This window comes from Pseudomonas koreensis (assembly GCF_024169245.1).
Taxonomy (GTDB): Bacteria; Pseudomonadota; Gammaproteobacteria; order Pseudomonadales; family Pseudomonadaceae; genus Aquipseudomonas; species Aquipseudomonas koreensis_F.
Window position 1 is genome coordinate 824,180 of sequence record NZ_JALJWP010000001.1, and the last position, 26,374, is coordinate 850,553.

General features: G+C 59.7%; 24 protein-coding genes and 1 riboswitch. Of the genes, 12 read left to right on the forward strand and 12 right to left on the reverse strand.

Going from position 1 to position 26,374, the window contains the following annotated elements; all coding sequences use genetic code 11:
• Positions 1 to 25 precede the first annotated feature (25 nt).
• Positions 26 to 2,149 (reverse strand): putative bifunctional diguanylate cyclase/phosphodiesterase, encoded by a 2,124-nt coding sequence (locus tag J2Y90_RS03825; protein ID WP_253496674.1) that lies wholly within the window; start codon positions 2,147 to 2,149, stop codon positions 26 to 28.
• A 313-nt stretch (positions 2,150 to 2,462) separates the two neighbouring features.
• Here J2Y90_RS03825 and J2Y90_RS03830 point away from each other — a divergent pair, with 313 nt between their 5' ends.
• Positions 2,463 to 3,131, forward strand: coding sequence for a polysaccharide lyase family 7 protein (locus J2Y90_RS03830; protein ID WP_253496677.1), 669 nt, complete (start codon positions 2,463 to 2,465; stop codon positions 3,129 to 3,131).
• A gap of 96 nt (positions 3,132 to 3,227) precedes the next feature.
• On the opposite strand, the gene J2Y90_RS03835 is transcribed toward J2Y90_RS03830, so the two are convergent.
• Positions 3,228 to 3,623, reverse strand: coding sequence for a hypothetical protein (locus J2Y90_RS03835; RefSeq protein WP_064365342.1), 396 nt, complete (start codon positions 3,621 to 3,623; stop codon positions 3,228 to 3,230).
• Between the two features lie 448 nt (positions 3,624 to 4,071).
• On the opposite strand from J2Y90_RS03835, the gene J2Y90_RS03840 reads away from it, so the two are divergent.
• The gene (locus J2Y90_RS03840) at positions 4,072 to 4,434 is read left to right on the forward strand and encodes a hypothetical protein (RefSeq protein WP_253496679.1); all 363 of its coding nucleotides are present in this window, start codon (positions 4,072 to 4,074) and stop codon (positions 4,432 to 4,434) included.
• Positions 4,435 to 4,502: 68 nt separating this feature from the next.
• On the opposite strand, the gene fba is transcribed toward J2Y90_RS03840, so the two are convergent.
• The 6 genes from fba to tkt form a co-directional block, all read right to left on the reverse strand.
• A complete protein-coding gene (gene fba / locus J2Y90_RS03845) occupies positions 4,503 to 5,567 on the reverse strand; it encodes a class II fructose-bisphosphate aldolase (RefSeq protein WP_008081027.1) in 1,065 nt (354 codons plus the stop codon).
• A 252-nt stretch (positions 5,568 to 5,819) separates the two neighbouring features.
• The gene (locus J2Y90_RS03850) at positions 5,820 to 6,152 is read right to left on the reverse strand and encodes an MliC family protein (protein WP_093097536.1); all 333 of its coding nucleotides are present in this window, start codon (positions 6,150 to 6,152) and stop codon (positions 5,820 to 5,822) included.
• Between the two features lie 57 nt (positions 6,153 to 6,209).
• Entirely contained in the window at positions 6,210 to 6,431 is a 222-nt protein-coding gene (locus J2Y90_RS03855) for a hypothetical protein (protein WP_253496682.1), read from the reverse strand.
• Positions 6,432 to 6,465: 34 nt separating this feature from the next.
• On the reverse strand, positions 6,466 to 7,629 hold the full coding sequence (locus tag J2Y90_RS03860; RefSeq protein ID WP_083353739.1) for a phosphoglycerate kinase: 1,164 nt from the start codon (positions 7,627 to 7,629) through the stop codon (positions 6,466 to 6,468).
• 12 nt (positions 7,630 to 7,641) lie between these two features.
• Complete coding sequence (epd, locus tag J2Y90_RS03865; protein WP_253496686.1) at positions 7,642 to 8,694, reverse strand: erythrose-4-phosphate dehydrogenase; 1,053 nt, start codon at positions 8,692 to 8,694, stop codon at positions 7,642 to 7,644.
• Positions 8,695 to 8,853: 159 nt separating this feature from the next.
• On the reverse strand, positions 8,854 to 10,851 hold the full coding sequence (gene tkt / locus J2Y90_RS03870) for a transketolase (protein ID WP_253496689.1): 1,998 nt from the start codon (positions 10,849 to 10,851) through the stop codon (positions 8,854 to 8,856).
• Positions 10,852 to 11,110: 259 nt separating this feature from the next.
• On the opposite strand from tkt, the gene J2Y90_RS03875 reads away from it, so the two are divergent.
• The 4 genes from J2Y90_RS03875 (at position 11,111) to J2Y90_RS03890 (ending at position 15,723) form a co-directional block, all read left to right on the forward strand.
• Positions 11,111 to 12,106 carry an ArsR/SmtB family transcription factor gene (locus tag J2Y90_RS03875; RefSeq protein ID WP_253496692.1) on the forward strand — a complete coding sequence of 332 codons (996 nt, stop codon included), beginning with the start codon at positions 11,111 to 11,113 and terminating at the stop codon, positions 12,104 to 12,106.
• An 18-nt stretch (positions 12,107 to 12,124) separates the two neighbouring features.
• Entirely contained in the window at positions 12,125 to 13,315 is a 1,191-nt protein-coding gene (gene metK, locus J2Y90_RS03880) for a methionine adenosyltransferase (protein WP_024014624.1), read from the forward strand.
• A gap of 249 nt (positions 13,316 to 13,564) precedes the next feature.
• Positions 13,565 to 15,229, forward strand: a complete 1,665-nt coding sequence (ligB, locus tag J2Y90_RS03885) for an NAD-dependent DNA ligase LigB (RefSeq protein WP_253496695.1) — start codon at positions 13,565 to 13,567, stop codon at positions 15,227 to 15,229.
• 98 nt (positions 15,230 to 15,327) lie between these two features.
• Entirely contained in the window at positions 15,328 to 15,723 is a 396-nt protein-coding gene (locus J2Y90_RS03890) for a DUF1090 domain-containing protein (protein WP_253496698.1), read from the forward strand.
• Between the two features lie 142 nt (positions 15,724 to 15,865).
• Here the strand turns inward: J2Y90_RS03890 and J2Y90_RS03895 are convergent, their stop codons facing one another.
• A complete protein-coding gene (locus tag J2Y90_RS03895) occupies positions 15,866 to 16,315 on the reverse strand; it encodes a c-type cytochrome (RefSeq protein WP_253496701.1) in 450 nt (149 codons plus the stop codon).
• A 128-nt stretch (positions 16,316 to 16,443) separates the two neighbouring features.
• Between J2Y90_RS03895 and mltA the strand changes: the two genes are divergently transcribed.
• Complete coding sequence (gene mltA, locus J2Y90_RS03900; RefSeq protein WP_253496704.1) at positions 16,444 to 17,616, forward strand: murein transglycosylase A; 1,173 nt, start codon at positions 16,444 to 16,446, stop codon at positions 17,614 to 17,616.
• A gap of 92 nt (positions 17,617 to 17,708) precedes the next feature.
• Here mltA and J2Y90_RS03905 read toward each other — a convergent pair whose 3' ends face one another.
• A complete protein-coding gene (locus J2Y90_RS03905) occupies positions 17,709 to 18,092 on the reverse strand; it encodes an MAPEG family protein (protein WP_253496707.1) in 384 nt (127 codons plus the stop codon).
• A 333-nt stretch (positions 18,093 to 18,425) separates the two neighbouring features.
• Between J2Y90_RS03905 and J2Y90_RS03910 the strand changes: the two genes are divergently transcribed.
• Both J2Y90_RS03910 and J2Y90_RS03915 read left to right on the forward strand, forming a co-directional pair.
• Entirely contained in the window at positions 18,426 to 19,595 is a 1,170-nt protein-coding gene (locus tag J2Y90_RS03910; RefSeq protein ID WP_253496710.1) for an MFS transporter, read from the forward strand.
• Between the two features lie 308 nt (positions 19,596 to 19,903).
• Positions 19,904 to 21,169 carry a cation:proton antiporter gene (locus J2Y90_RS03915; protein ID WP_253496713.1) on the forward strand — a complete coding sequence of 422 codons (1,266 nt, stop codon included), beginning with the start codon at positions 19,904 to 19,906 and terminating at the stop codon, positions 21,167 to 21,169.
• On the opposite strand, the gene J2Y90_RS03920 is transcribed toward J2Y90_RS03915, so the two are convergent.
• Complete coding sequence (locus tag J2Y90_RS03920; RefSeq protein ID WP_253496716.1) at positions 21,170 to 22,057, reverse strand: formate/nitrite transporter family protein; 888 nt, start codon at positions 22,055 to 22,057, stop codon at positions 21,170 to 21,172.
• 173 nt (positions 22,058 to 22,230) lie between these two features.
• Complete coding sequence (locus tag J2Y90_RS03925; protein WP_016772772.1) at positions 22,231 to 22,635, reverse strand: acyl-CoA thioesterase; 405 nt, start codon at positions 22,633 to 22,635, stop codon at positions 22,231 to 22,233.
• A gap of 198 nt (positions 22,636 to 22,833) precedes the next feature.
• Positions 22,834 to 22,932, forward strand: a riboswitch (S-adenosyl-L-homocysteine riboswitch).
• A gap of 23 nt (positions 22,933 to 22,955) precedes the next feature.
• Between J2Y90_RS03925 and ahcY the strand changes: the two genes are divergently transcribed.
• The 3 genes from ahcY (at position 22,956) to J2Y90_RS03940 (ending at position 26,341) form a co-directional block, all read left to right on the forward strand.
• Positions 22,956 to 24,365 (forward strand): adenosylhomocysteinase, encoded by a 1,410-nt coding sequence (ahcY, locus tag J2Y90_RS03930; RefSeq protein WP_253496719.1) that lies wholly within the window; start codon positions 22,956 to 22,958, stop codon positions 24,363 to 24,365.
• A gap of 159 nt (positions 24,366 to 24,524) precedes the next feature.
• Complete coding sequence (gene metF, locus J2Y90_RS03935) at positions 24,525 to 25,370, forward strand: methylenetetrahydrofolate reductase [NAD(P)H] (protein WP_253496722.1); 846 nt, start codon at positions 24,525 to 24,527, stop codon at positions 25,368 to 25,370.
• Positions 25,371 to 25,528: 158 nt separating this feature from the next.
• Entirely contained in the window at positions 25,529 to 26,341 is an 813-nt protein-coding gene (locus J2Y90_RS03940) for a substrate-binding periplasmic protein (RefSeq protein ID WP_253496725.1), read from the forward strand.
• Positions 26,342 to 26,374 lie beyond the last annotated feature (33 nt).

The following is a 26,374-nucleotide window of genomic DNA, read 5'->3' on the forward strand; positions in this document are numbered from 1 at the left end:
AAAATGGTGCGCCAGTGTAGCGAATTCAGCCAGGCAGCGCGCTCCAGTCGAACGGCTCGGCGAAGCGGATCGCATCCTCGGCCGTCAGCGGCCGTGCGACGAGGAAGCCCTGTACATACTCGCAGCCATGGGCTTGCAGCCACTGATATTGCTCAAGGGTTTCCACCCCTTCGGCGATCACCAAGAGACCGTATTGCTTGCACAGATCGATCACCATCCGCACCAGCGACGCGTCGCGGGGCGAGCCCGGCAGACGCGCAATCAGCTGGCGGTCGAGTTTCAGTGTGTCCAGCTCCAGATCGCGCAGATGCGCCAGCGAACACGGCCCTGAACCGAAATCATCCAGCGCCACGCGCACCCCGAGATGGCGCAGCAGGCGCAGTTGTTTGCGGGTTTCGTCCGGGTTCTGCATCAGCGCGTCTTCGGTGATTTCAACTTCCAGTTGCCGGGGCTCCAAGGCATGTCGCTCTATGACCTGGCGCAGCTCAGTGACCAGGTTCGGCAGGCCGAACTGGGTGTTGCTCAGGCTCACCCCGAGCACCAGATCGTCACCGAATAGCGATTCCCAGGCTTTGCGCTGGCCGGCGCCATGGTGATAGATCCAGCTGCCAAGGCGACTGATCAAGCGCGCCTCTTCCAGCAACGGCAGAAACAGCCCCGGCGGCACATCGCCGACACTCGGATGCTGCCAGCGCAGCAACGCTTCGAACCCCCGAGTCTGCCCGCTACCGATCGCTACCTGCGGCTGATAGACCAGATTGAAATCGCGATTTTCGATGGCCTCGCGCACGCTGTCTTCCAGCATCAGGCGTGAGCGGGCGCGGCCATTCATTTCAGGGTCGTAGAAGCGATATTGCTGACGCCCGGCGCGCTTGGCTTCGTACATGGCAATGTCCGAGGCGCGCAGCAAACCGTCGAGATTGCGCCCACAGTCGGGATAGGTGGCGATACCGATACTGGCGCCAAGGACAATATCGAGACCTTCGATCTGCTGACAGACCGATACCCGCTCGATGAGCTTCTCGGCAATCTTCGCCGCTTGCTCGGGAAATTCCAGATCCAGCAGCGCAGTGAATTCATCGCCGCCCATGCGCGCCAGGATATCGAACGGCCGCAGACACGCCTTCAACTGCTCGGAAACCCAGCGCAACACGCGATCGCCGGCGTCATGGCCGAGGGAATCGTTGACCCGCTTGAAACCGTCGAGATCGAGATAAAGCAGCACCCAGCTACTGTCGCTGCGTTCGCCGCGCAACAGCAGGTTTTCCACGGTCTGGTAGAAACCCCGCCGGTTGAGCAGTCCGGTCAGCGGATCGGTCACCGCCTGAAACTCCAGTTGCTGGTGCAAGTGACGCACCACTGACATGTCCAGCACAGTCACTACCATCGCGTGCTGCTCTGAGGACAGCGGCGCACAGGACAACGCCACCGGCACTTGCTGCCCGGGCGCCGTGCGCAATAACGCATCATGCAGACGCAGGGTCTCGCCACGTTGATAACCGGCATAAAACTCGGAATCGGCCCACAACGGAATGTGCGGCTTCTGCAGGAAATCGAGAAATTCCTTGCCTTCCAGCTCTTTGACCGGCGCATTGAGCAGCCGCGAAATCGCCGGGTTGGCAAAGCGGATCACACCGTCCTCGCTCAGCACCAGAATGCCCTCGGCAGCGTTGTCCAGCACGGAAGCATTGAAGGCGCGCGCCACTTCCAGGTCATGACTCAAGCGCTGCAGCGCCCGGCGATTGCGCTGGTGTTCGAGCAACGCCTGGACCTTGGGCTTGAGAATTTGTGGGTCGAACGGTTTGAACAGGTAATCCACCGCACCGCTGGCATAGCCCTTGATCACGGCATCCTGGGACTGCTCGTTGGCGGTGAGGAAGATGATCGGCGTCAGCCGTGTGCGCTGACTGCCGCGCATCAGCCGCGCGACCTCGAAACCGTCCATGCCGGGCATCTGCACATCGAGCAGGACCAGATCGATATCGTGCTTGAGTAAAAGGTTGAGCGCCTCGAAACCGGAGGCGGCCGTCATCACCTGCCAATCCTGACGCTGCAACAATGCGCGCATGCTGATCAGGTTTTCGGGGTAATCATCGACGATCAAAAGGACCGAGCTGCCTTCACCTGGCTGGGGTTGCGCGCATTCCATGCTGCTTCTCTTATCGGGACCGGTGGCCGGCAAAACTGTAGACGTACTGAGCCTTCACTCTAGTCGCGGATGCCGCAAAGCAGAAGCTGTCGTCGCGCCATCAGTTGGCCAATGTTCCGCCGAGCCGACTAACGGTCGACTCTACAGCCCCCGAAAACCGGGCAGGATGGCACTTCGACAGGATGTTGACGTCAATCATCCGCCAGACGGGCATTAACAAAAATTGCCGCTACGCTTATAAAGGCGCCCCGAAAAGGCGCGGGCTAGAGCTTCTGGCACCCGCGTTCAGGATGAACCGAGTGGAAGAACCGACATGATCGATCTCGCAACCTGGAACCTCAGCGTTCCCGTTGGCAGCCCGCCCTACACTGTCGAAACCGAAAAACTGGTGAATGGCTTCAAGGATCAATACTTCCATTCCGATACCGGGACCTTGTTCTTCTGGTCCCCGGTAACCGGGTCAAAAACCGAAAACGCCATCTACCCGCGTACCGAACTGCGCGAGACCTACAGCAATGGCACCCTGCGCAACTGGTACTACCCGGACGCCGACAACCTGCTGCGCGCCACCCTCACGGTGAACAAGGTGCCCAGCTCCGGCAAGATCGTCATCGGCCAGATTCACGCCTATGAAAGCCAGCGGCCGATGGTCAAGCTCGAATATCAGTACAAAGAGAAAACCCAGGCGGGCAATCTGGTGATCAAGGTGCGCATGCGCCCCGATGACGAAGAAAGCCGTGTCATTACCCTCGCCACAGGTATCAAGCTCGATCGCGAATTCAACTACCTGATCCACCTCAGCCCCGGCGGCGCGTTGGGTGTGAGTGCAGCGGGTTATCAGTGGGATTCACAGATCAGCGCGACGTGGCGGGACAAGCCGTTGTACTTCAAGGCCGGGGTGTATGTGCAGGACAACACCGGGTACACCAGTGAGGGTGGGCAGGTGACCTTCTCCAAACTCGACATCGATCACGACAAATAAATCTCCTGGCACGCACTAACAGATCATAAAAACCGATAAAACGGCAGACTATATGAGTCTGCCGTGCTGCATCAGACCGATGTCAGCCGCGGTTTCCTAGAACTCAAAATCGCCTTTTACGGAAAAGACTCCTTCCTCAGATAGATTAAAGACCCCTTTTGGACGGTCTCCGCCTTTGGTCAAACGAAAAGTACCACTCGCATTTTTATCACCGCTTACCCAATCAAATTCTAAATGAGCCCAAATTGGACCATGATCATTCCCCTCTAGTTTGTATTCCTCACCAGCGACGAGATCTTTTTTAAACTTAACTCCCATATAATATTCGTGACCTCCGAAAGTCCTATACTTGGGATTAAGATAGAAAAACTCTTTGTCAGAGTACAAACCTTCATTTTTAAGATTAAGCGGGTGAGAACCATACTCTGGATGTTTGTAAGTGATATTAAGGTCACCCGCAACTCGTTTATCAACTTCCAGTTCGATTTTCATTTCTTCGTCCTACAAAATAAATGAATTCAAAGATTAGTGTTTCGACTGGACCGGCACACCTGTCATATCTGACAGGTTTTTATATCAAGAAGACATATACTTAACACCTTTAATAGCCAAACTCTCCGCTGATCTGCTATTCCCCGCCAATTTACTGCGCTCATTCAAGTGCAGAAAAATCTGAAACCCCATCTGATGACCGGGTTTCCCTCAGAGGTTACCAGCGGGCGATGGCGTCGAATTACTTCTCGAGGTATCCGAAATCTGTTGACCACTACACTTCCATATTTCCTTTAAGTATAAAACTCATCGCAAAAAGGCCTAAATACCTGTCAACTCTGACAGGTGACGAAATGTGTGCAACTCCATAACCTCACTTCGGCAATATAAAAAGGGAAGGGGAAACTCGTCTTTTCACCACTCATCACCACAATGAAGGAGAAACTTCATGGGCCAAGTTAACCCGAACGGAATTTACAATGGTCGCGTATTCGATAGCGGCGCGAGCAATGAAGCATCCCTCACAATCACAGCATCGGATCCGGAGAAGGGCAACATTAGTCAAGCCAGCATGCAGTATTACGGTATGAACTGGACAGTAACTGGCTTTTTCGCTTATGCGAACCTGACAGATGAATCCCCTGTATCCTTTAATCTTCGAGCGGAAGTAAACAGCGGGGAACACAACGTACACACCATCAGCTTGCGATCGCCTGATAGAAACTATTCCCGCTTGGAGGGCACAGTTCATGTAGACCGCGGGGGGCCGAATGTGGGTAAAACCTACAACATCGAATTTACAAAAAAATGATCTCGTCCTAAAGCGTAAAAAACCCGTCTCACGACGGGTTTTTTATTACCACTTAGAACTGTAATGAATCAGTTGACCTTCGCGTTCAGCTCACCCTTCAGATAACGCTGGTACATCGCTTCCAGCGAAATCGGTTTGATCTTCGAAGCATTACCGGCAGTACCGAACGCTTCATAACGAGCGATACACACGTCACGCATCGCAGTCACGGTGGCACCGAAGAATTTACGTGGGTCGAATTCGCTCGGGTTGGTGGCCATCAGGCGGCGCATGGCACCGGTGGATGCCAGGCGCAGGTCGGTGTCGATGTTGACCTTGCGCACGCCGTGCTTGATGCCTTCGACGATTTCTTCAACCGGGACGCCGTAGGTTTCTTTGATGTCGCCGCCGTACTGGTTGATGATCGCCAGCCACTCTTGTGGCACGGAGGACGAACCGTGCATCACCAGGTGAGTGTTCGGGATGCGCTTGTGGATTTCCTTGATGCGGTCGATCGCCAGCACGTCACCGGTCGGTGGCTTGGTGAATTTGTAGGCGCCGTGGCTGGTGCCGATGGCGATCGCCAGGGCGTCGACCTGGGTGCGCTTGACGAAGTCAGCGGCTTCTTCCGGGTCGGTCAGCATCTGGCTGTGATCCAGAACGCCTTCAGCGCCGATGCCGTCTTCTTCACCGGCCATGCCGGTTTCCAGCGAACCCAGGCAGCCCAGCTCGCCTTCTACCGAAACGCCGCAGGCATGAGCCATGGCCACAGTTTGTTGGGTAACGCGGACGTTGTAGTCGTAGTCGGTCGGGGTCTTGCCGTCTTCGCCCAGCGAGCCATCCATCATCACCGAGCTGAAGCCCAGTTGAATCGAGCGCTGGCAAACGTCAGGGCTGGTGCCGTGGTCCTGGTGCATGCACACCGGGATGTGCGGGAATTCTTCGATCGCGGCGAGGATCAGGTGACGCAGGAATGGCGCGCCGGCGTATTTGCGAGCGCCGGCCGAAGCCTGGACGATCACCGGGGAGTCAGTCTTGTCAGCGGCTTCCATGATCGCGCGCATCTGCTCAAGGTTGTTGACGTTGAAAGCTGGAACGCCGTAGCCGAACTCGGCTGCGTGGTCCAGCATCTGGCGCATGCTGATAAGTGCCATTGTGTGTGTCTCTCCCGGTTGAGGGTCGTTGATCGTGCCAGCCTGCCGGAGCGGCGGCGGCTATTCAAGTTAATGCAGATCGGGGATTGAGGCCCGGTCTGGTGATTCGATAAAGCATAATCCTGAGAACTACACAGATCCCCTGTAGGAGTGAGCCTGCTCGCGATAGCTATCTTGCAGTCAAGATTGCAGCGACTGTCATACCGCTATCGCGAGCAGGCTCACTCCTACAATGGGCCTGCGGTGTTGCAATTACTCGGCTTTGCATCCACGGCCTATCAGGTCATTGGTGGCGACCCAGTACACCAGGCCTTCGTCACCCTTGACGTGAAACGCCAGCATGCCATCGCTGTACAGCGTGCCCGAGGCGCCCGGCTCTTCTTTCAGGCGATAGACCTGATCACCGCCGCCGAGACGAACGTCGACTTCCTTTTGGCCGGCATCGGCGTAACGCCACAACACCTTGGCCTGGCTGTCGCAGGTCCAGGTTGTCCAGTTGTCCGCCGGGGCCGACGACTGAAACAGGTTCAACTGCGCGCAACCGCCCAACAATGCCAGCGCCGCAATGGCGATCAAGCCTTTCATCCGTGTTCCTCGACTGACGACACACGCCGCCAGCCCTGAGTTAAAGAGTCAGACCCGTCAAGGACAACCATGTTCCTTGGCCGGGGTTTGCGTCTCGTATTTGTCCAGACCGTCCGGGCCCGAGCGCTTATTTAGCACCGGGTTGGTTTCGGCCTGCCAGTCGGCCTGATAACAGCCCTTCTGCGGCTCGCTCGGTGCAGGCGTCGCTTCGGCCTTCGGGTTACCCCCGCAGGCCGCCAGCGTACCGCTCAGCAACAACAGCGCTAACGACTTGACCATGAAAACACTCCTTTGCCTGGCCAAACGGGCGGCCTCAGGCCTTGGCCCGGGTTTCCAGGACTTCAACGGCTGGCAGCACCTTGCCCTCGACGAATTCGAGGAACGCGCCACCACCGGTGGAAATGTAGGAGATTTGCTCAGCCACGCCATATTTATCGATCGCCGCCAGGGTGTCGCCGCCGCCAGCAATCGAGAATGCCGAGCTTTCAGCGATGGCCTGGGCGAGCACTTTGGTGCCGTTGCCGAACTGATCGAACTCGAACACGCCGACCGGGCCGTTCCACAGAATGGTTTTCGACGACTTCAGCAACTCGGCGAAGTTGGCTGCGGTTTGCGGGCCGATGTCGAGAATCATGTCGTCAGCCGCAACGTCAGCGATCAGCTTGACGGTAGCTTCGGCGCTTTCGGCAAATTCCTTGGCGACCACGACGTCAACCGGCAACGGCACGCTGACTTTCGCCGCGATTTCACGGGCGGTGTCGAGCAGGTCCGGTTCGTACAGCGACTTGCCGACCGGATGGCCAGCCGCGGCGAGGAAGGTGTTGGCGATGCCGCCGCCGACGATCAGTTGATCGCAGATCTGGCTCAGGCTGTTCAGCACGTCGAGTTTGGTCGACACCTTGGAGCCGGCCACGATGGCAGCCATCGGTTTGGCCGGCGCGCCGAGGGCTTTGCCCAGTGCGTCCAGTTCAGCGGCCAGCAGCGGGCCGGCGGCAGCGACTTTGGCGAACTTGGCTACACCATGCGTCGAACCTTCGGCGCGGTGAGCAGTACCGAAAGCGTCCATCACGAACACGTCGCACAGGGCCGCGTATTGCTGAGCCAGGTCGTCGGCGTTCTTTTTCTCGCCCTTGTTGAAGCGCACGTTTTCGAACAGCACGATATCGCCAGCCTTGACCTCCACGCCACCGAGGTAGTCAGCCACCAGCGGCACTTCACGGCCCAGCGCTTTGCTCAGGTAGTCGGCGACAGGTTTCAGGCTGTTCTCGGCAGAGAACTCGCCTTCGGTAGGACGGCCCAGGTGCGAGCAGACCATCACTGCCGCGCCTTTTTCCAGGGCCAGCTTGATGGTCGGCAGCGAAGCCAGGATGCGCGCGTCGCTGGTGACAACACCGTCCTTGACGGGGACGTTGAGGTCTTCGCGGATCAATACGCGCTTACCTTGCAGATCGAGGTCGGACATCTTCAACACGGTCATGGGTCGCACTTCCTACGGTTTTTTTGAAGTTGCTGTTTGCAGATAGTGATCTGCAACGTCCAGCATTCGGTTGGCAAAACCCCACTCGTTGTCGAACCAGGCCAGGATGTTCACCAGTTTGGGACCGGAAACACGGGTCTGACTGGCATCGACGATGGCCGAATGTGGGTCATGGTTGAAATCACAGCTGGCGTGCGGCAACTCGGTGTAGGCCAGAAGGCCTTTGAGCGGGCCGCTGGTGGCGGCTTCGCGCAGGATCCGGTTGACCTCGTTGGCGTCAGTCGCCGTGGCGGTCTGCATCGTGATGTCGAGGCAGGACACGTTGACTGTCGGCACGCGCACGGCTTTGGCCTGAATTCGTCCGGCAAGTTCCGGCAGCAGGCGCTCGATACCGCGTGCCAGACCAGTGGACACCGGGATCACCGACTGGAACGCCGAACGGGTGCGGCGCAGGTCTTCATGGTGATAGGCGTCGATCACCGGCTGATCGTTCATCGCCGAGTGAATCGTGGTGATCGACACGTAATCCAGACCGATCGCCTGATCGAGCAGGCGCAGCAGCGGCACGCCGCAGTTGGTGGTGCACGAGGCGTTGGACACCAGCAGCTCGTCGCCCGTCAGGCAGTCCTGATTGACGCCGTAGACGATGGTGGCGTCGACATCCGCTTCACTGGCCATCGGCTGCGAGAACAGCACACGCGGCGCGCCGGCATCGAGAAACCGCTGGCCATCGGCACGGGTGTGGTAAGCGCCGGAGCACTCGAGCACCAGATCGACGCCCAGCGACGCCCAATCGATGCCTTCGGGGGTGGCACTGCGCAGGACCTTCACGCAGTCGCCATTGATATGCAGACAATCGCCCTCAACCCGCACTTCGCCCGGAAAACGGCCGTGGGTGGAGTCGAAGCGTGTCAGGTATTCGATGCTGGCCATGTCGGCAAGATCGTTGATCGCGACAATTTCAAACCCGGCCTTAGCGCCGCGCTCGAACAACGCCCGCAAGACGCAACGACCAATGCGGCCGTAGCCGTTGAGTGCAACTTTGTAGGGATGCGGTTGAGGCATGGGGTTCTCGATAGATTCGCTAACAACACAACCCCATGTAGGAGCTGCCGAAGGCTGCGATCTTTTGATCCTGTTTTTTAAGATCAAGATCAAAAGATCGCAGCCTTCGGCAGCTCCTACAGGGGAACGCGGCGGCCAGGGCCACCGCATTCGTACTGCTTAGTCTTCCAGCAGCTCTTCAGCCTGACCCAAGATGTTTTCCAGGGTAAAGCCGAACTCTTCGAACAGTGCCGAAGCCGGCGCCGACTCACCGTAGGTGGTCATGCCGATCACGCGACCTTCCAGACCCACGTACTTGAACCAGAAGTCGGCGTGGGCCGCCTCGATGGCAATACGCGCGCTGACCTGCAACGGCAGCACCGACTGCTTGTACTCCGCATCCTGAGCGTCGAACGCGCTGGTGCACGGCATCGATACCACGCGAACCTTGCGGCCCTGCCCGGTCAGTTTGTCGAAGGCCTGCACGGCCAGACCCACTTCCGAACCGGTGGCGATCAGGATCAGCTCAGGCTCGCCTGCGCAGTCCTTGAGCACATAACCACCACGGCTGATGTTGGCGATCTGGCCAGCATCGCGTTCCTGATGCTGCAGGTTCTGCCGCGAGAAGATCAGCGCCGACGGGCCGTCCTTGCGCTCCAGAGCGTTTTTCCAGGCCACCGCCGATTCCACGGCATCGGCTGGACGCCAGGTGTCGAGGTTCGGCGTGCTGCGCAGGCTGGTCAGTTGCTCGATTGGCTGGTGCGTCGGGCCGTCTTCGCCCAGACCGATGGAGTCATGGGTGTAGACGTGAATCACGCGTTTCTTCATCAGCGCCGACATACGTACGGCGTTGCGCGCGTATTCCATGAACATCAGGAAGGTCGCGCCGTAAGGCACCAGACCGCCGTGCAGGGTGACGCCGTTCATGATCGCGGTCATGCCGAATTCGCGCACGCCGTAGTACATGTAGTTGCCGCTGGCGTCTTCTGCGTTGACGCCCTTGCAGCCTTTCCACAGGGTCAGGTTGGAACCGGCGAGGTCAGCCGAGCCGCCCAGCAGTTCCGGCAGCAGCGGACCAAAGGCGTTGAGGGTGTTCTGGCTGGCTTTGCGGCTGGCAATGGTCTCGCCCTTGGCCGCGACTTCGGCGATATAGGCCGAGGCTTTTTCCGAGAAGTCGGCCGGCAGTTCGCCGCTCAGACGACGGATCAGCTCGTTGGCTTCGGTCGGGAACGCAGCGGAGTAGGCGGCGAAACGCTGATCCCACTCGGCTTCGACCGCGCGGCCAGCTTCTTTGGCGTCCCACTCGGCATAGATCTCGGCCGGAATTTCGAACGGGCCGTAGTTCCAGTTCAGCGCCTGACGGGTCAGGGCGATTTCCGCGTCACCCAACGGGGCGCCGTGGCAATCTTCCTTGCCCTGCTTGTTCGGCGAACCGAAACCGATGGTGGTCTTGCAGCAGATCAGTGTCGGCTGGGCGCTCTTGCGCGCGGTTTCGATGGCGGTCTTGATCTCTTCCGGATCATGGCCGTCGACGTTGCGGATCACCTGCCAGTTGTAGGCTTCGAAACGCTTCGGCGTGTCATCGGTGAACCAGCCTTCGACTTCACCGTCGATGGAAATGCCGTTGTCATCGTAGAAGGCAATCAGCTTGCCCAGGCCCAGCGTGCCGGCCAGGGAGGCGACTTCGTGGGAAATGCCTTCCATCATGCAGCCATCACCGAGGAACACGTAGGTGTGGTGATCGACGATGTCGTGGCCGGGACGGTTGAACTGCGCGCCCAGCACTTTTTCCGCCAGGGCGAAGCCCACAGCGTTGGCCAGACCCTGACCCAGCGGGCCGGTGGTAGTTTCGACGCCCGGGGTGTAACCGAATTCCGGGTGGCCTGGAGTGCGGCTGTGCAGTTGACGGAATTGCTTGAGGTCGTCGATCGACAGGTCGTAACCGGTCAGGTGCAGCAGCGAGTAGATCAACATCGAGCCGTGGCCGTTGGACAGCACGAAGCGGTCACGGTCGGCGAAAGACGGGTTGCTCGGGTTGTGCTTAAGGTAGTCGCGCCACAGCACTTCGGCAATATCTGCCATACCCATAGGGGCACCGGGATGGCCGCTGTTGGCTTTTTGCACGGCATCCATGCTGAGGGCACGAATGGCGTTGGCACGCTCACGACGGCTAGGCATCGCTGATCTCCTGGGTGTGAATAGACTGGAACGGAAAAAAGGAGGGCATTTTCCCTCACCCATGCGCCTCGGGGCAATGACAGATAGTCATCGGCAGGCGTTTTTCCAATCGATAGCACAGGTTTCGCTTGGTGAAACCTTTCCGCTATTGGTTTGTAGAGACTGCCGTGCGCCGAGAAGTGCCATTTATCGAGCAATATCAAAACTTTTTGATATTGACCTTGCGGTGCCTTGCCCCCGTCTCTAGACTGCCAGCCCTATGAACTTACGCGTGCCTTCCATTCGCCATGACGATTGCGACGAGCTGGCGGCCCTGTGCAAGGCCGGCGGCGATCCGCTGCGGCTGAATGTATTGCGCGCGCTGGCCAACGATTCGTTCGGCGTGCTGGAGCTGGCGCAGATTTTCGGCATCGGCCAGTCGGGCATGAGCCATCACCTCAAGGTGCTGGCACAAGCCGATCTGGTGGCGACACGCCGTGAGGGCAATGCGATTTTCTATCGTCGCGCCCTGCCTCACAGTGATTTGCTCGGCGGCAAGCTGCACGCCGCATTGCTGGAAGAAGTCGACAACCTGGATCTGCCTGACGAGGTGCAAGCGCGCATCGAACAGGTTCACGGCCAACGTGCCGCGGCGAGCCAGGACTTTTTCGCCCGGGTCGCGGAGAAATTCCGCGCCCAGCAAGATTTGATCGCAGGCCTGCCGCAGTACCGTGACAGCGTGCTGGCCCTGCTCGACAAACTGAACTTCGATGGTGCAGCCACGGCCATTGAAGTCGGCCCCGGCGATGGTGCTTTTCTGCCGGAACTGGCCCGTCGCTTCGGCACCGTAACCGCGCTGGACAACAGCCCGGCGATGCTCGAACTGGCGCGTCAGGTGTGCGAACGTGAACAGCTGGCTAACGTCAGCCTGCAATTGGCCGATGCATTGAACGGCACAAGCCTTCGGGCCGATTGCGTGGTGTTGAACATGGTCCTGCACCATTTCGCCGCCCCGGCCGATGCGCTCAGGCACATGGCCGACCTGCTGCAACCGGGCGGTAGCCTGCTCGTGACAGAGTTATGTAGCCACAACCAGAGTTGGGCCAGGGAGGCCTGCGGTGATCTCTGGTTGGGGTTTGAACAGGACGATCTGGCCCGTTGGGCCACCGCTGCGGGACTCGTTCCCGGGGAAAGCCTCTATGTAGGCTTACGTAATGGTTTCCAGATCCAGGTTCGCCACTTTCAGCGACCGGCTGGCGACACTCACCATCGGTAAATTCAGGAAAACATCGAGATGAGCGAATACTCCCTCTTCACCTCCGAGTCCGTGTCTGAAGGACATCCGGACAAAATCGCCGACCAGATTTCCGATGCGGTGCTGGACGCCATTATTGCCCAGGACAAACACGCTCGCGTGGCCGTGGAAACCCTGGTCAAGACCGGCGTGGCCATCGTTGCCGGTGAAGTGACCACCAGCGCCTGGGTCGACCTGGAGCAGATCGTTCGTGACGTGATTTGCGACATCGGCTACACCAGCTCCGAAGTCGGCTTCGACGGCGCCACCTGCGGCGTGATGAATATCATCGGCAAGCAGTCCCCCGACATCAACCAGGGCGTTGACCGGGCCAAGCCTGAAGATCAGGGCGCCGGCGACCAGGGCCTGATGTTCGGTTACGCCAGCAACGAAACCGACGTTTTGATGCCAGCACCGATCACCTTCTCGCACCAGCTGGTGCAGCGTCAGGCTGAAGCACGCAAGTCGGGCCTGCTGCCGTGGCTGCGTCCGGATGCCAAGTCGCAAGTGACCTGCCGTTATGAAGGCGGCAAGGTTGTCGGTATCGACGCGGTTGTTCTGTCGACCCAGCACAACCCGGAAGTGTCGTACAAGGACCTGCGCGAAGGCGTGATGGAGCTGATCGTCAAGCACGTACTGCCTGCCGAACTGCTGAGCAAGGACACCCAGTTCCACATCAACCCGACCGGCCAGTTCATCATTGGCGGCCCGGTAGGTGACTGCGGTCTGACCGGCCGCAAGATCATCGTCGACAGCTACGGCGGCATGGCTCGTCACGGCGGCGGCGCGTTCTCCGGCAAGGATCCATCGAAGGTTGACCGTTCGGCGGCCTACGCTGGCCGTTACGTGGCCAAGAACATCGTTGCGGCCGGCCTGGCCGAGCGTTGCGAGATCCAGGTTTCCTACGCGATCGGTGTGGCTCAGCCTACCTCGATCTCGCTGAACACCTTCGGCACCGGCAAGATCAGCGATGACAAGATCATCAAACTGGTGCGTGAAGTGTTCGACCTGCGTCCATACGCGATCACCACCATGCTCGACCTGCTGCACCCGATGTACCAGGAAACCGCAGCCTACGGCCACTTCGGTCGTGCTCCGCAAACCAAGACCGTTGGCGAAGACAGCTTCACCACGTTCACCTGGGAAAAAACCGACCGCGCCGACGCCCTGCGTTCCGCCGCTGGCCTGTAATACCCTGGCTGCATGAAAGCCCCGCACGGTTCTCGCCGTGCGGGGCTTTTTCTTGAAAGAGCAAAAGATCGCAGCCTTCGGCAGCTCCTACTTTGGAATGCGTTTCCTGTAGGAGCTGCCGAAGGCTCGGGCCGCGTTCGGACGATCTTTTGACTTTGATGTAACGACATACCCCGCAAAACTCCCGCCCGACCTTGCTCGAAATTCTGACTAGCCTTCAAGAACTATCCCCGAGCAAGGATGCTCACCATGCGCTCGCTGCTTGCCTTACTGCTGATTGTTATTGCCCATCCGACTCTCGCCAACTGCCCCGACTGGACTGCTTCCAAAGCACAGAAGGAAATCACCACCCTGCAAAACCGGATCGACCAATGGGACGACGCCTATCACCGCGAAGGCCGTTCATTGATCAGCGACGAACTCTATGATCAGTCCCTGCTACGGCTGAATGAGTGGCAAGCCTGTTTCAACCAGCCCTCATCATCGCAGCCCTTGCGCACCGCGTCCGGCGCGGTCACGCACCCCATCGCCCACACCGGTCTGGACAAGCTGCACAAAGCCGAAGACGTTGCCAACTGGCTGCGTGATCGCCAGAACGTCTGGGTGCAACCCAAAGTCGACGGCGTGGCCGTCACGCTGATCTACCGCCAGGGAATATTGCAGCTAGCCATTAGCCGAGGTGACGGCGTCAGCGGCCAGGACTGGACAGCCTCCGCGCGAAAGATCGCTGCCATTCCGCAACGCCTGACGCTGCCACGCGATCTGCTGGTACAGGGCGAACTCTATTGGCACCTGAACGCGCACGTTCAATCACAGGCCGGCAGCGTCAATGCCCGCGCTACCGTGGCCGGGCTGATGGCACGCAAATCCCTCGATGCAGAACAGGCTGCCGGGATCGGCCTGTTTGTCTGGGACTGGCCGCAAGGCCCGGTGCGGCTGCCGGAGAGATTGTCCGAACTTCAGGCATTGGGGTTCGCTGCCACCGAGCCTTATACACAGCCCATTAGCCAATTCGAAGACGCGCAAAAATGGCGCGAGCACTGGTATCGCTCGCCCCTGCCTTTTGCCACCGACGGCGTGGTGCTGCGCCAGAGCCAACGGCCAACCGCCGAACGTTGGCAGGCCAAGGCACCTTATTGGGCGGTTGCCTGGAAATATCCCTTCGCTCAGGCATTGGCCGAAGTGCGCAAGGTCAACTTCAAGATCGGCCGCACCGGGCGCATCACGCCGGTGCTGGAACTGCTGCCGGTCAGGCTCGATGACCGCGAGATAAAGCGGGTCAGCGTCAGCTCGCTCAAGCGCTGGCAAACCCTCGACATCCGTCCCGGCGATCAGGTGGCAATCAGTCTGGCCGGGCTGACCATTCCACGCCTGGACAGTGTCGTGTTGCGTACCAGCGAACGGCCAGACATCAGCATTCCCAATACTGACGACCACCACGCCCTCAGTTGCTGGCAACCGACGTCCGGCTGTGAAAGCCAGTTTCTCGCGCGTCTGACCTGGCTGAGTGGCAAGCAAGGTCTGGCCATGCAACATGTCGGGCGCGGGACCTGGGAGAAACTTTTGGAAACAGGCCGTCTGAAACACCTGCTGGATTGGCTGACCCTCGATGCGTCAGAGCTTGCTAACATTGCCGGCCTCGGCGAGCGCAGCAGCGCACGTCTGATCCACAGTTTTCACGGCGCGCGGCAAAAGCCGTTCGCTCAATGGTTGAAAGCACTGGGCATGCCGCCGGCCGGACAGGCACAACTGGCCGATTCGTGGCAGACCCTGGCACAACGCGACACTGAACAATGGCAGGCAGAAGCCGGCATCGGCCCGGGACGTGCAGCGCAACTGAGCGCATTCTTTCGCGACCCGCAGGTACTGGCTTTGAGAGAAACCTTGAGAGCCGCCGGAATCGACGGCTTCTGAACCTGCAATCCCCGCCCGACGGGAACCCAATGGCCGGCCAGACGCTCCAACAGCGCAGTGCCCTCCCCACCCCGATTGCCTTTGCACATGGAGCTTTTATGAAATTTTTCGCACCGCTCGCCCTGCTTACTCTTTGCGGCGTCATGGCCGCCCCGGTCATGGCCGAAGAAGACGGCCCGGGTCTGACCGGTTGCGCTGCCAAGAAGCAGGGCATCATCAATCAGATCGAACAGGCCAAATCCCGCGGCAACATGGAGCAGCAGGCAGGCCTGGAAACCGCACTGCGCGAAGTGACCGAACACTGCACCGACGCCGGCTTGAAGAAAGAACGTGAGAACAAGGTGCTTGAGGCCAAGCATGAGGTCAGCCAGCGTCAGGCGGATCTCGACAAGGCCATGAAGAAAGGCGATCCGGAGAAGATCAACAAGCGCAAGGAGAAGCTGGCCGAGTCGCGCAAGGAACTGCAGGAAGCGCTGGACGAGATCGATAAGTAAGCAGTGATGCAGTGAGTTTGATGGCCTTTTCGCGAGCAAGCTCGCTCCAACAAGCTTTTCCGGGGTACACAACATTCATGCTCACTGAAGACCATTGTGGGAGCGAGCTTGCTCGCGAAGGCGTCAGCTCAAGCAATAGAAATCAATGATCTCGAAACTCTTTATGGCAAGCACTGCAGGCATCCTCGACTTTCTGCACTGCCGGTCCGAGATTGCTGGCCTTGTACGGCTGAGCCTGACTGGCGACCACCAGTTCACCGGTGGCCGCTTCAAGGGCGCGGGCCAGTTCCTGAAAACGCGCCTGTTTTTGCCAGACATCGTCCCTGGCGCTGGTGTGATCTTCTTCGCGCACCTGCGGGAAATGCTTCCACGGTTCATGGGACAACGCATCAAGCCTGACCGCGCCCTCGGCAAATTTCGGTCCGTCGAAGGCAATGCGCCCGCGCAACATGCCGCCGAGGTCTTCGCTGGTCTTGAGCATCTGCTTGAAAATGGCCTTGCGCTGACCCAGCGGCGAATTCGGGTCAACGCCGCCACAGGCGGACAAGGTCAGGCAGGCCAGCAATACAACAGCAAATCGTTTCAGAGTCATGGTGGCTTCAGGTCACGGAAATCGGCGGCCAGTATCCCCGGCTCACCGGAAAACACCAATAGCCCTATTAAAAATACGGGTTGGTCGAGCGCATGGAGCACTCGTCCAACCGGCACAGGAATCACTCCATGAACAGCCGCTTCACGGCCTGGCGTCACCCGCTTCTCGTCACCCTGCCAATCCTGGCCGTCCTCGCTGGCTGCACCGGCGGCGACAACGCTGAACCGAAGACCCATGCGCTGGCCACCTATTCCAGCGCGACCTGGGAAGCCTTGCCGGCAGTTTCCGACAGCGATCTGGTCGCCGGTTTCGGCTCGTGGCGCAGCGCCTGCACCCGACTCAAAGCCGACACAATCTGGGGCCCGACCTGCGTTGCGGCGGCCAATGTGCCGCAGAGCGCCGCCGAGATTCGCACGTTCCTCAAGCAGAACCTCGATGTCTACGGCCTGCGCGCCGAAAACGACAACCCCAACGGTCTGATCACCGGCTACTACGAACCGGTCTACCCCGGCAGCCTGACTCCAACCGAAACGGCAAACGTGCCGGTGTATGGCGTCCCCGAAGACATGATCATTGTCTCGCTCGACAGCATCTACCCCGAATTGAAAGGCAAGCGCCTGCGCGGGCGCCTCGAAGGTCGCGTGCTCAAGCCTTACGACGACGCGGCGACCATTGAGTCAAAAGGCGTGAAAGCGCCGGTGGTCGCCTATCTGACTGACCCGATGAACCTGCAATTTCTGCAAATTCAAGGGTCGGGCCGGATTCAGACCGAGGACGGCAAACAATTGCGCATCGCCTACGCCGATCAGAACGGCCACCCGTACCGGCCGATCGGTCGCTGGCTGGTAGAGCAAGGCGAGCTGAAGAAAGAAGAGGTGACCATGAGCGCGATCAGCAATTGGGCCAAGGCCAACCCGACGCGCATTCCGCAACTGCTCGCCAGCAACCCGAGCTACGTGTTTTTCACCCGCAACCCGGACAGCAACGAAGGCCCGCGCGGCTCGCTGAACGTGCCGTTGACCGCAGGCTACAGCGCGGCGGTGGACCGCAAGGTGATCCCGTTGGGCAGTCTGTTATGGCTGTCGACCACCAAACCCGATGGCACACCGCTGGTGCGCCCGGTCGCGGCGCAGGATACCGGCGGTGCGATCGCTGGCGAGGTGCGTGCGGATCTGTTCTGGGGCACCGGTGATGCAGCCGGGCAACTGGCCGGGGACATGAAGCAGCAGGGGCAGATCTGGATGCTCTGGCCTAAAGGGGCGGCGTTGCCGCAAGTGCCGCAGGTGGCTGACAAACCTTGAAAGCAAAAGATCGCAGCCTGCGGCAGCTCCTACAGGGTTGAACACGAACCCTGTGTAGGAGCTGCCGAAGGCTGCGATCTTTTGATCTTGCTTTACATGGACACAAAGAAAAACGAAGCAATCAGCGCCATCCCGATAAACCACACCACCGAGCGCAGTGCAGCCCAGTCGGCCAGGTAGCAAATGATGTACAGCAGGCGACTGGTGATAAACAGCACGGCCAGCACATTGACCGTCACCAGCTCCGCCGTGCCGACCAGATGCGCGACGATCACCGCCGCCGCAAACGCCGGCGTCACTTCAAAGCTGTTCAGTTGCGCGGCATGGGCGCGACGGGCGACGCCATCGACGCTGTCGAGAAAATCCCGTGGATCGTAATTGTCCTTCAGGCGAAAACCGCCGCTTGCCTTCGCCACGATCGTGCACACGTACGGCAGAAAAATCGCGATCAACACACACCAAAGAGCCACCGTCATAACGTCGTCCTTTTTTCGATTCGAGTAATTGGCGAGCGGTCAGAACTTCATCACCCAGCATGCCGATCAACACCTGCCCACAGGCTAAGAGCCGTGGCCGGCCGAAAGGTTCTTTCAGGTGGGCATATCACGGCACTTCCAGTGAGCCGTCGATTAGTCAGATTATTGATTCGCCATGTGTCAGCAGCTGTTTATACTGCACCTCACCACGCCGTACTCAGCTGCACACCCAAAAATTCCAATAAAAGCTGCCTGCTCCGCTTTCTTCGAAAACGGTCGCTGGCACGCGTATGCCTGATCAAAGCGTCAAGACTACTGACAGAGACCTTGCGCATGCCCCTCGCCTTGCTTGCACTCGCCGTTGCCGCATTCGGCATCGGCACCACCGAATTCGTCATCATGGGCCTGCTGCCCGATGTCGCCCGCGACCTTGCCGTGAGCATTCCACACGCAGGCCTACTGATTACCGGTTACGCCCTGGGCGTGGTGTTCGGCGCGCCGATTCTGGCGATCGGCACCGCCAACATGCCGCGCAAAGCGACGCTGCTGGGCATGACGCTGATGTTCATTCTCGGCAACGTGCTCTGCGCACTGGCACCCAACTACGCGACGCTGATGGCGGCGCGGGTCGTCACGGCGCTGTGCCATGGGGCGTTCTTCGGCATTGGTTCGGTGGTTGCCGCCGGATTGGTGGCACCGAACAAACGTGCACAGGCCATCGCGATGATGTTCACCGGCCTGACCCTGGCCAACGTCCTCGGCGTGCCCTTGGGCACAGCGCTGGGCCAATACGCTGGCTGGCGTTCGACCTTCTGGGCGGTGTCGGTGATCGGCATTGTCGCCGCGCTGGCGCAATGGTTGTGGTTGCCCAGACACATCGCGATGGACAAGGCCAACCTCGCCAGCGAATTCAAGGTTTTGGGCAAGGCCAACGTGCTGCTGGCGCTGGGCATGAGCGTGCTGGCCTCGACCAGCCTGTTCAGCGTGTTCACGTATATCGCACCGATTCTGCAAGACATCACTGGCGTCAGCCCCCACGGCGTGACGGTGATGCTGCTGTTGTTCGGCGTCGGCCTGACGGCAGGCAGCATGCTCGGCGGGCGTCTGGCCGACAGCCGTTTGCTGCCGTCGCTGGTCGGTGTGGCACTGGCGGTCGTGGTGATTCTGGCGGCGTTCAGCCAGACCAGCCGTGCAGTCATTCCGGCAGCGATCACGCTGGTGCTGTGGGGAATTTTCGCGTTTGCGCTGTGCCCGATTCTGCAGCTATTGATCATCGATCAGGCGCATGAAGCGCCGAATCTCGGTTCGACGCTGAACCAGAGCGCGTTCAACCTCGGCAATGCGGCAGGTGCCTGGATCGGCGGGCTGGTAGTGGCCAGCGGCGCGGATCTGGCGGACTTGCCTTGGACCGGGGCGCTGGTCGGCGTGCTGACGGTTCTGACGGCGCTGCTGTTCATTTACCTGCAACGTCGGCGGGCCAGTGCGGTCAATGTGTCTGGCTGATTGTGGGGTGCCAGATGCAGCCCTCACCCTAGCCCTCTCCCAGTGGGAGAGGGGACTGATCGGGGGATGCTCGATACCCACGCCGACTTGAACGTGCTTTGCTGAATCCATAATCGCCCCGGTTGTTCAGGTCGATGCATCTCGCCAGACACCTCGGCCGGCCCCCTCTCCCTCTGGGAGAGGGCTGGGGTGAGGGCTGTTGAATTTGACTCCGGATTCGGATGTGCCCTCAGCCACACCCGTCCCATCAAACCCCTGCGTCCAAACTCCGGTCGCGTTCCATTCACCCTCCATCCAAAGGACCCCGGATGCTTGAACTTGTCGCCGCTTTTATCTGTTTGACCACCCTCCTGACCTTCGTCAATTTCCGCTTCATCGGCCTGCCGCCGACCATCGGTGTGATGGTTACCGCCCTGCTGTTCTCGCTGATCCTGCAAGGCCTCAGCGTGCTCGGTTTTCCGGGGCTCGAAGACCGTGTGCAGCAACTGATCGGCCAGATCGACTTCGGCGATCTGCTGATGAACTGGATGCTGTCGTTCCTGCTGTTCGCCGGCGCCCTGCACGTCAACCTGAATGATTTGCGCAGCTACCGCTGGCCGATCGGCCTGCTGGCCACCTTCGGTGTGCTGATTGCCACTGTGGTGATCGGCAGTCTGGCCTTCTACATCTTTGCCCTGTTCGGCTGGCACGTGAGTTTCCTCTACTGCCTGTTGTTCGGCGCGCTGATCTCACCGACCGACCCGATTGCGGTGCTCGGCGTATTGCGTACCGCCAATGCTTCGAAACCGCTGAAAACCACCATCGTCGGCGAATCACTGTTCAACGACGGCACGGCGGTGGTGGTCTTCACCGTGCTGCTGGGCATCGCGCAACTGGGCGAAACCCCGACCGTCAGCGCCACGGCCATGCTCTTCGTCCATGAGGCGATCGGCGGTGTGTTGTTCGGCGGGCTGATCGGTTATCTGGTCTATCGGATGATCAAAAGCGTCGAGCAGCATCAGATCACGGTGATGCTGACTCTGGCCCTGGTGATCGGCGGTTCGGCGATGTCCACCGAACTGCACGTCTCGGCGCCGATCGCGATGGTGGTTGCCGGGCTGATCATCGGCAACCTGGGGCGCAATCTGGCGATGAACGACATGACCCGGCGCTATCTGGACGGTTTCTGGGAGTTGCTCGATGACATGCTCAACGCCCTGCTGTTTGCACTGATCGGCATGGAGTTGTTGCTGCTGCCGTTCAACTGGCTGCACATGGCCGCCGCAGGCCTGCTGGCGGTGGCGATTCTGCTGTCGCGCCTGCTTACCGTGGCCCCGGCGATTCTACTGTTGCGCCGCTGGCGCTCAGTGCCGGCCGGCACCATCCGCATCCTGACCTGGGGCGGTTTGCGCGGCGGTGTTTCGGTGGCACTGGCGCTGGCCCTGCCGCTGGGCCCGGAGCGCGATCTGCTGCTGAGCATCACCTACATCGTCGTGCTGTCGTCGATCCTGCTGCAGGGCCTGACCATCGGCAAACTGGTCAAGCACGCGACGCGCAACGAGCCGGCCAGCGTGCCTGAGCCATCCCACCACTGATCATTTCTTGATCGACTGCGGATCGGGCTCAACCGTCTGGTCCGCAGGCTCCTTTGGCGCACCGCTTTCACTGCGAATCTGCGCATGGCTGATCAGCGCGAAGATGAAACTGCCGCCAATGATATTTCCCGCCAGCGTCGGCGCGGCGAACACCGCCCAGAAATCACTCCACGGCAATTCGCCGGCAAACACCAGATACGACACTTCAGCGGATCCGACCACGATGTGGGTGAAGTCGCCCAGCGCCATGAAATAGGTGATGAGGATGATGATCCACATCTTCGCGCTCTCCATGGACGGAATCATCCAGACCATGGTGGCGATCATCCAGCCGGAAACAATACCCTTGGCGAACATCTGACTGGCGCTGTGCTCCATGACCTTGCGGCCGATCTCGAGGAAGGCGACGTCGGTCTTGCTGTCGAAGATCGGCAGTTCCAGCATCACGTACGCAACCAGAATCGTCCCGCAGAGGTTGCCGACCAACACCACGCTCCACAGGCGGATCAGCCGGGCGAAATTCAGCAGCGTCGGCTTGGTCATCACCGGCAGCACGGCGGTCAGGGTGTTTTCGGTGAACAGCTGTTGGCGCGCAAGGATGACTGCGAGGAAACCGGCGCAGTAGCCGAAGCTGGCGATCACCTTGAATTCGTCGCCCTCGGGCAGACGCGAATTGAGCAAGCCCATGCCCATCAGGGACAGGCCCATGGTCAGGCCAGCCGCCAGCGCCGACCACCACAGCGCGGCAATGCTGCGCTCCAGTTCCTGGTCGCCCTGGGTGCGGATGATTTCATGCAGAACGGCCGCGCGCGGCGGCTGGCTCTTCTCGACTTCGTGCTGCTCCTTGGCCGAGAGGTCGGGGGTCTTGTCGCTGGTGGGGGTGGTCATGGCGTGGCAACCGGTGGGGGGCGATGTAGCTACGACCGTTGCGCTTCATGGCTGTTCAGTGGCCAGGCGAATCTTCGCTGACCGGGCAAGCGATTTCGCGAGCAGGCTCGCTCCCACAGGGATCGCCCGTACCTGTGGGAGCGAGCCTGCTCGCGAAGAATGCGCCGCCGATCTTATTGAACGGCTTCGTCATCCTTGAACTGGTCTTTCACATATTTGATCTCGGTGCGCCCGTGCGGCGCCGGCAGGCCGTCTTCGCCGAGGTTGACGAAGACCATCTTCTCGACGGTCAGAATGCTCTTGCGGGTAATCTTGTTGCGCACTTCGCAGGTCAGGGTGATCGAGGTGCGGCCGAATTCGGTGGCGGTGATGCCCAGTTCGATGATGTCGCCCTGGCGCGAGGCGCTGACGAAGTTGATTTCCGAGATGTACTTGGTCACTACACGCTGATTGCCCAATTGCACGATGGCGTAGATCGCCGCTTCTTCATCGATCCAGCGCAGCAGGCTGCCGCCGAACAGGGTGCCGTTGGGGTTGAGGTCTTCGGGTTTAACCCATTTGCGGGTGTGGAAATTCATGTTCACTCCTGAGCGCGTGCCGAAAGATGCGCCCATCTTGGCAGACTGATCAGTCAGGCTCCAGGCAGCTGCGACTATGGTCGCCATTGGCGATCTTCATCTGGCCGACAGAAACCCTTTGGAAGATCAGCACGGACGGCTATAATCGCCCCCGTTTCAAAAAACGGTAACGTTCACTGGCTACCGTTTTCCCGCCACCTGTCCGAGGGGCGCTGCAGCAGGTTCGACCTGTCAGGCTCGGATGGGGCGTTGACCGGCTCATCCCGGACACTAAACGCACAACGGCGCCCATTCGCATACATTACGAATGGAGGCTCTTCATGAGCGCTGTCAACACGCCTGCCGATTTTACCGATTACAAAGTTGCCGACATGTCCCTGGCTGCCTGGGGCCGTCGCGAAACCATCATCGCCGAATCGGAAATGCCTGCCCTGATGGGTCTGCGCCGCAAGTACGCTTCCGAGCAGCCGCTCAAGGGCGCGAAAATCCTCGGCTGCATCCACATGACCATTCAGACTGCCGTGCTGATCGAAACCCTGGTTGCCCTGGGTGCCGAAGTACGCTGGTCGTCCTGCAACATTTTCTCCACTCAGGACCAGGCCGCTGCCGCTATCGCTGCCGCCGGTATCCCGGTGTTCGCCTGGAAAGGCGAGACTGAAGAAGAGTACGAGTGGTGCCTGGAGCAGACCATCCTCAAGGATGGCCAGCCATGGGACGCCAACATGATCCTCGACGACGGCGGCGACCTGACCGAGCTGCTGCACAAGAAATACCCGCAAGTGCTCGATCGCGTTCACGGCGTCACCGAAGAAACCACCACTGGCGTGCACCGTCTGCTGGACATGCTGGCCAAGGGCGAGCTGAAGATCCCGGCGATCAACGTCAACGACTCGGTGACCAAGTCCAAGAACGACAACAAGTACGGCTGCCGTCACAGCCTGAACGATGCGATCAAGCGCGGCACCGACCACCTGCTGTCCGGCAAGCAAGCGCTGGTCATCGGTTACGGTGACGTGGGCAAGGGCTCGGCTCAGTCCCTGCGTCAGGAAGGCATGATCGTCAAGGTGTCGGAAGTCGACCCGATCTGCGCCATGCAAGCCTGCATGGACGGTTTCGAACTGGTGTCGCCGTTCATCGACGGTATCAACGACGGTTCCGAAGCGAGCATCGACAAAGCGCTGCTGGGCAAGATCGATCTGATCGTGACCACCACCGGTAACGTCAATGTTTGCGACGCGAACATGCTCAAAGCCCTGAAAAAGCGCGCCGTGGTCTGCAACATTGGTCACTTCGACAACGAAATCGACACCGCTTTCATGCGCAAGAACTGGGCATGGGAAGAAGTGAAGCCACAGGTGCACAAGGTTCACCGCACCGGTGCCGGCAGCTTCGATGCACAGAACGACGACTACCTGATCCTGCTGGCCGAAGGCCGTCTGGTGAACCTGGGCAACGCCACCGGTCACCCGAGCCGCATCATGGACGGTTCGTTCGCCAACCAGGTCCTGGCGCAGATCTTCCTGTTCGGCCAGAAGTACGCCGACCTGTCGCCAGCGCAGAAAGCCGAGCGTCTGACCGTTGAAGTCCTGCCGAAGAAACTCGACGAAGAAGTGGCCCTGGAAATGGTTCGCGGCTTCGGCGGCGTGGTCACCCAACTGACCAAGCAACAGGCTGACTACATCGGCGTCACCGTCGAAGGCCCGTTCAAGCCGCACGCCTACCGCTACTAACAGGCGCTGAATGCTCGCTCTCCCTGTGGGAGCGAGCTTGCTCGCGAAAGCGGTTTATCATTCAGCATCAATGTTGTCTGACCCGCCGCTTTCGCGAGCAGGCTCGCTACCACACGGGATTGCAGCGCCTCGAAGGTTCTTGTTTCCAAGGGTATGACCATGTCCCAAGACCGTCGCTACAGCTTCGAGTTTTTCCCGACCAAGACCGACGCCGGGCAAGAAAAGCTGCTCGCCACTGCCCGTCAGTTGGCCACTTACAATCCTGATTTCTTTTCCTGCACCTACGGCGCTGGCGGTTCGACCCGTGATCGCACGCTCAACACCGTGTTGCAGCTGGAAAGCGAAGTCAAAATACCGGCCGCACCGCACCTGTCGTGCGTCGGCGACAGCAAGGACGACCTGCGCGGCCTGCTCAACGAATACAAGGCTGCCGGCATCAAGCGCATCGTCGCCCTGCGTGGTGACCTGCCGTCCGGCATGGGCATGACCAGCGGTGAGCTGCGTCACGCCAATGAACTGGTGGAATTCATTCGTGAAGAAACCGGCGATCATTTCCACATCGAAGTCGCGGCTTACCCGGAGATGCATCCGCAAGCACGCAACTACGAAGACGATCTCGCCAACTTCGTGCGCAAGGCCCGCGCCGGTGCCGACAGCGCGATCACCCAGTATTTCTTCAACGCCGACAGCTACTTCTACTTCGTCGACCGTTTGCAGGCGCTGGGCGTGGATCTGCCGATCGTGCCGGGGATCATGCCGATCACCAACTACAGCAAGCTCGCGCGTTTTTCCGATGCCTGCGGTGCGGAAATTCCGCGCTGGATCCGCAAGCAACTGGAAGCCTACGGCGATGACACGCAAAGCATTCAGCGCTTTGGCGAACAAGTCGTCAGCGAGATGTGCGAACGCCTGCTGCAGGGCGGCGCACCGGGGCTGCATTTCTATTCCATGAACCAGGCCGAGCCTAGCCTGGCGATCTGGAATAACCTGAAGTTGCCGCGTTAAGCGTCAAATCAAGGTCAAAAGATCGCAGCCTTCGGCAGCTCCTGCACATCCCCCGCAGGAGCTGCCGAAGGCTGCGATCTTTTGCTTTCAAGCCCGCGAAACAGAGCTTGTGCAGGCACTTTCTGGCTCTTTCGGGTTTCTCGTCGTAATCTCCAGCCATGTCTTTGATCACGCAATTATTCGCCGTACTGGTTTTTGCTTGCCTGAGCTTCGCCGCTCGGGGCGAGAAGTTGCGTATTGTCACCGAGCCATGGGCGCCGTACGTGTACGAACAGGGCGGGCAGAATCTCGGGCTGGACTACGAAACCACCGCCATCGTGTTCAAGCGGCTGGGCATTGAAGTCGAGTGGCAGTTCCTGCCGTGGAAGCGCTGCCTGTCGATGCTCGAAACCGGTCAGGCCGACGGTGCGCTGGACATTTTTCACAGCGCCGAGCGCGACGCCACCCTGCTCTACCCCAGCGAACCGTTGTCCGACGTCGAATTCGTGATGTTCTACGCCAACGATCGGCCGCACCCGTTCAGCACCCTCGATCAACTCAAGGGCCTGACCATCGGCACCTCGCCCGGATATCTGTACAGCCCGGATTTCAGCCAGTCGACCCTGTTCAGCCGTGAGCCGGCACCCACCCATGAAGCCAATTTCGGCAAACTGGTACGCGGGCGTATCGACCTGGTGATTACCGATCGCCGCGTCGGCCAGCATTTGCTCGATGAGTTGAATATCCGCGATCTGATCACGGAAAATCCGACCGTTATCAGCCGTCAGAGCCAGTTTCTGGCGGTTCGGCGCAATGCCGGGATGGATCTGCTGGTGCAGCGTTTCGGTGCCGAGCTCAAGCGCTTCAAGCGCGAACCGGCCTACGCCGAGCTCAGTGCGCGCTATGGTGCTGCCCCCGTCGACAGCGCTTCTTTACGCTCGGCCACGGCCAGCGGCAAAACCGTTGAGCAGCAGGAAAGCAGCGCGCAGTGATTGCTCTGTTATACTCCGGCGTTCCCGCCAGGC

Bases quoted from the DNA above. Each gene is read 5' to 3' on its own strand.
- J2Y90_RS03915 (WP_253496713.1), top strand. From the start codon at position 19,904: ATGCTTGAACTTGTCGCCGCTTTTATCTGTTTGACCACCCTCCTGACC.
- J2Y90_RS03825 (WP_253496674.1), bottom strand. From the start codon at position 2,149: ATGGAATGCGCGCAACCCCAGCCAGGTGAAGGCAGCTCGGTCCTTTTG.
- J2Y90_RS03855 (WP_253496682.1), bottom strand. From the start codon at position 6,431: ATGGTCAAGTCGTTAGCGCTGTTGTTGCTGAGCGGTACGCTGGCGGCC.
- J2Y90_RS03905 (WP_253496707.1), bottom strand. From the start codon at position 18,092: ATGACGGTGGCTCTTTGGTGTGTGTTGATCGCGATTTTTCTGCCGTAC.
- tkt (WP_253496689.1), bottom strand. From the start codon at position 10,851: ATGCCTAGCCGTCGTGAGCGTGCCAACGCCATTCGTGCCCTCAGCATG.
- J2Y90_RS03860 (WP_083353739.1), bottom strand. From the start codon at position 7,629: ATGACCGTGTTGAAGATGTCCGACCTCGATCTGCAAGGTAAGCGCGTA.
- J2Y90_RS03920 (WP_253496716.1), bottom strand. From the start codon at position 22,057: ATGACCACCCCCACCAGCGACAAGACCCCCGACCTCTCGGCCAAGGAG.
- J2Y90_RS03895 (WP_253496701.1), bottom strand. From the start codon at position 16,315: ATGACTCTGAAACGATTTGCTGTTGTATTGCTGGCCTGCCTGACCTTG.
- J2Y90_RS03835 (WP_064365342.1), bottom strand. From the start codon at position 3,623: ATGAAAATCGAACTGGAAGTTGATAAACGAGTTGCGGGTGACCTTAAT.
- epd (WP_253496686.1), bottom strand. From the start codon at position 8,694: ATGCCTCAACCGCATCCCTACAAAGTTGCACTCAACGGCTACGGCCGC.
- metF (WP_253496722.1), top strand. From the start codon at position 24,525: ATGTCCCAAGACCGTCGCTACAGCTTCGAGTTTTTCCCGACCAAGACC.
- J2Y90_RS03910 (WP_253496710.1), top strand. From the start codon at position 18,426: ATGCCCCTCGCCTTGCTTGCACTCGCCGTTGCCGCATTCGGCATCGGC.
- J2Y90_RS03830 (WP_253496677.1), top strand. From the start codon at position 2,463: ATGATCGATCTCGCAACCTGGAACCTCAGCGTTCCCGTTGGCAGCCCG.
- fba (WP_008081027.1), bottom strand. From the start codon at position 5,567: ATGGCACTTATCAGCATGCGCCAGATGCTGGACCACGCAGCCGAGTTC.
- J2Y90_RS03925 (WP_016772772.1), bottom strand. From the start codon at position 22,635: ATGAATTTCCACACCCGCAAATGGGTTAAACCCGAAGACCTCAACCCC.
- ahcY (WP_253496719.1), top strand. From the start codon at position 22,956: ATGAGCGCTGTCAACACGCCTGCCGATTTTACCGATTACAAAGTTGCC.
- J2Y90_RS03840 (WP_253496679.1), top strand. From the start codon at position 4,072: ATGGGCCAAGTTAACCCGAACGGAATTTACAATGGTCGCGTATTCGAT.
- ligB (WP_253496695.1), top strand. From the start codon at position 13,565: ATGCGCTCGCTGCTTGCCTTACTGCTGATTGTTATTGCCCATCCGACT.
- J2Y90_RS03875 (WP_253496692.1), top strand. From the start codon at position 11,111: ATGAACTTACGCGTGCCTTCCATTCGCCATGACGATTGCGACGAGCTG.
- J2Y90_RS03850 (WP_093097536.1), bottom strand. From the start codon at position 6,152: ATGAAAGGCTTGATCGCCATTGCGGCGCTGGCATTGTTGGGCGGTTGC.
- mltA (WP_253496704.1), top strand. From the start codon at position 16,444: ATGAACAGCCGCTTCACGGCCTGGCGTCACCCGCTTCTCGTCACCCTG.
- metK (WP_024014624.1), top strand. From the start codon at position 12,125: ATGAGCGAATACTCCCTCTTCACCTCCGAGTCCGTGTCTGAAGGACAT.
- J2Y90_RS03890 (WP_253496698.1), top strand. From the start codon at position 15,328: ATGAAATTTTTCGCACCGCTCGCCCTGCTTACTCTTTGCGGCGTCATG.
- J2Y90_RS03940 (WP_253496725.1), top strand. From the start codon at position 25,529: ATGTCTTTGATCACGCAATTATTCGCCGTACTGGTTTTTGCTTGCCTG.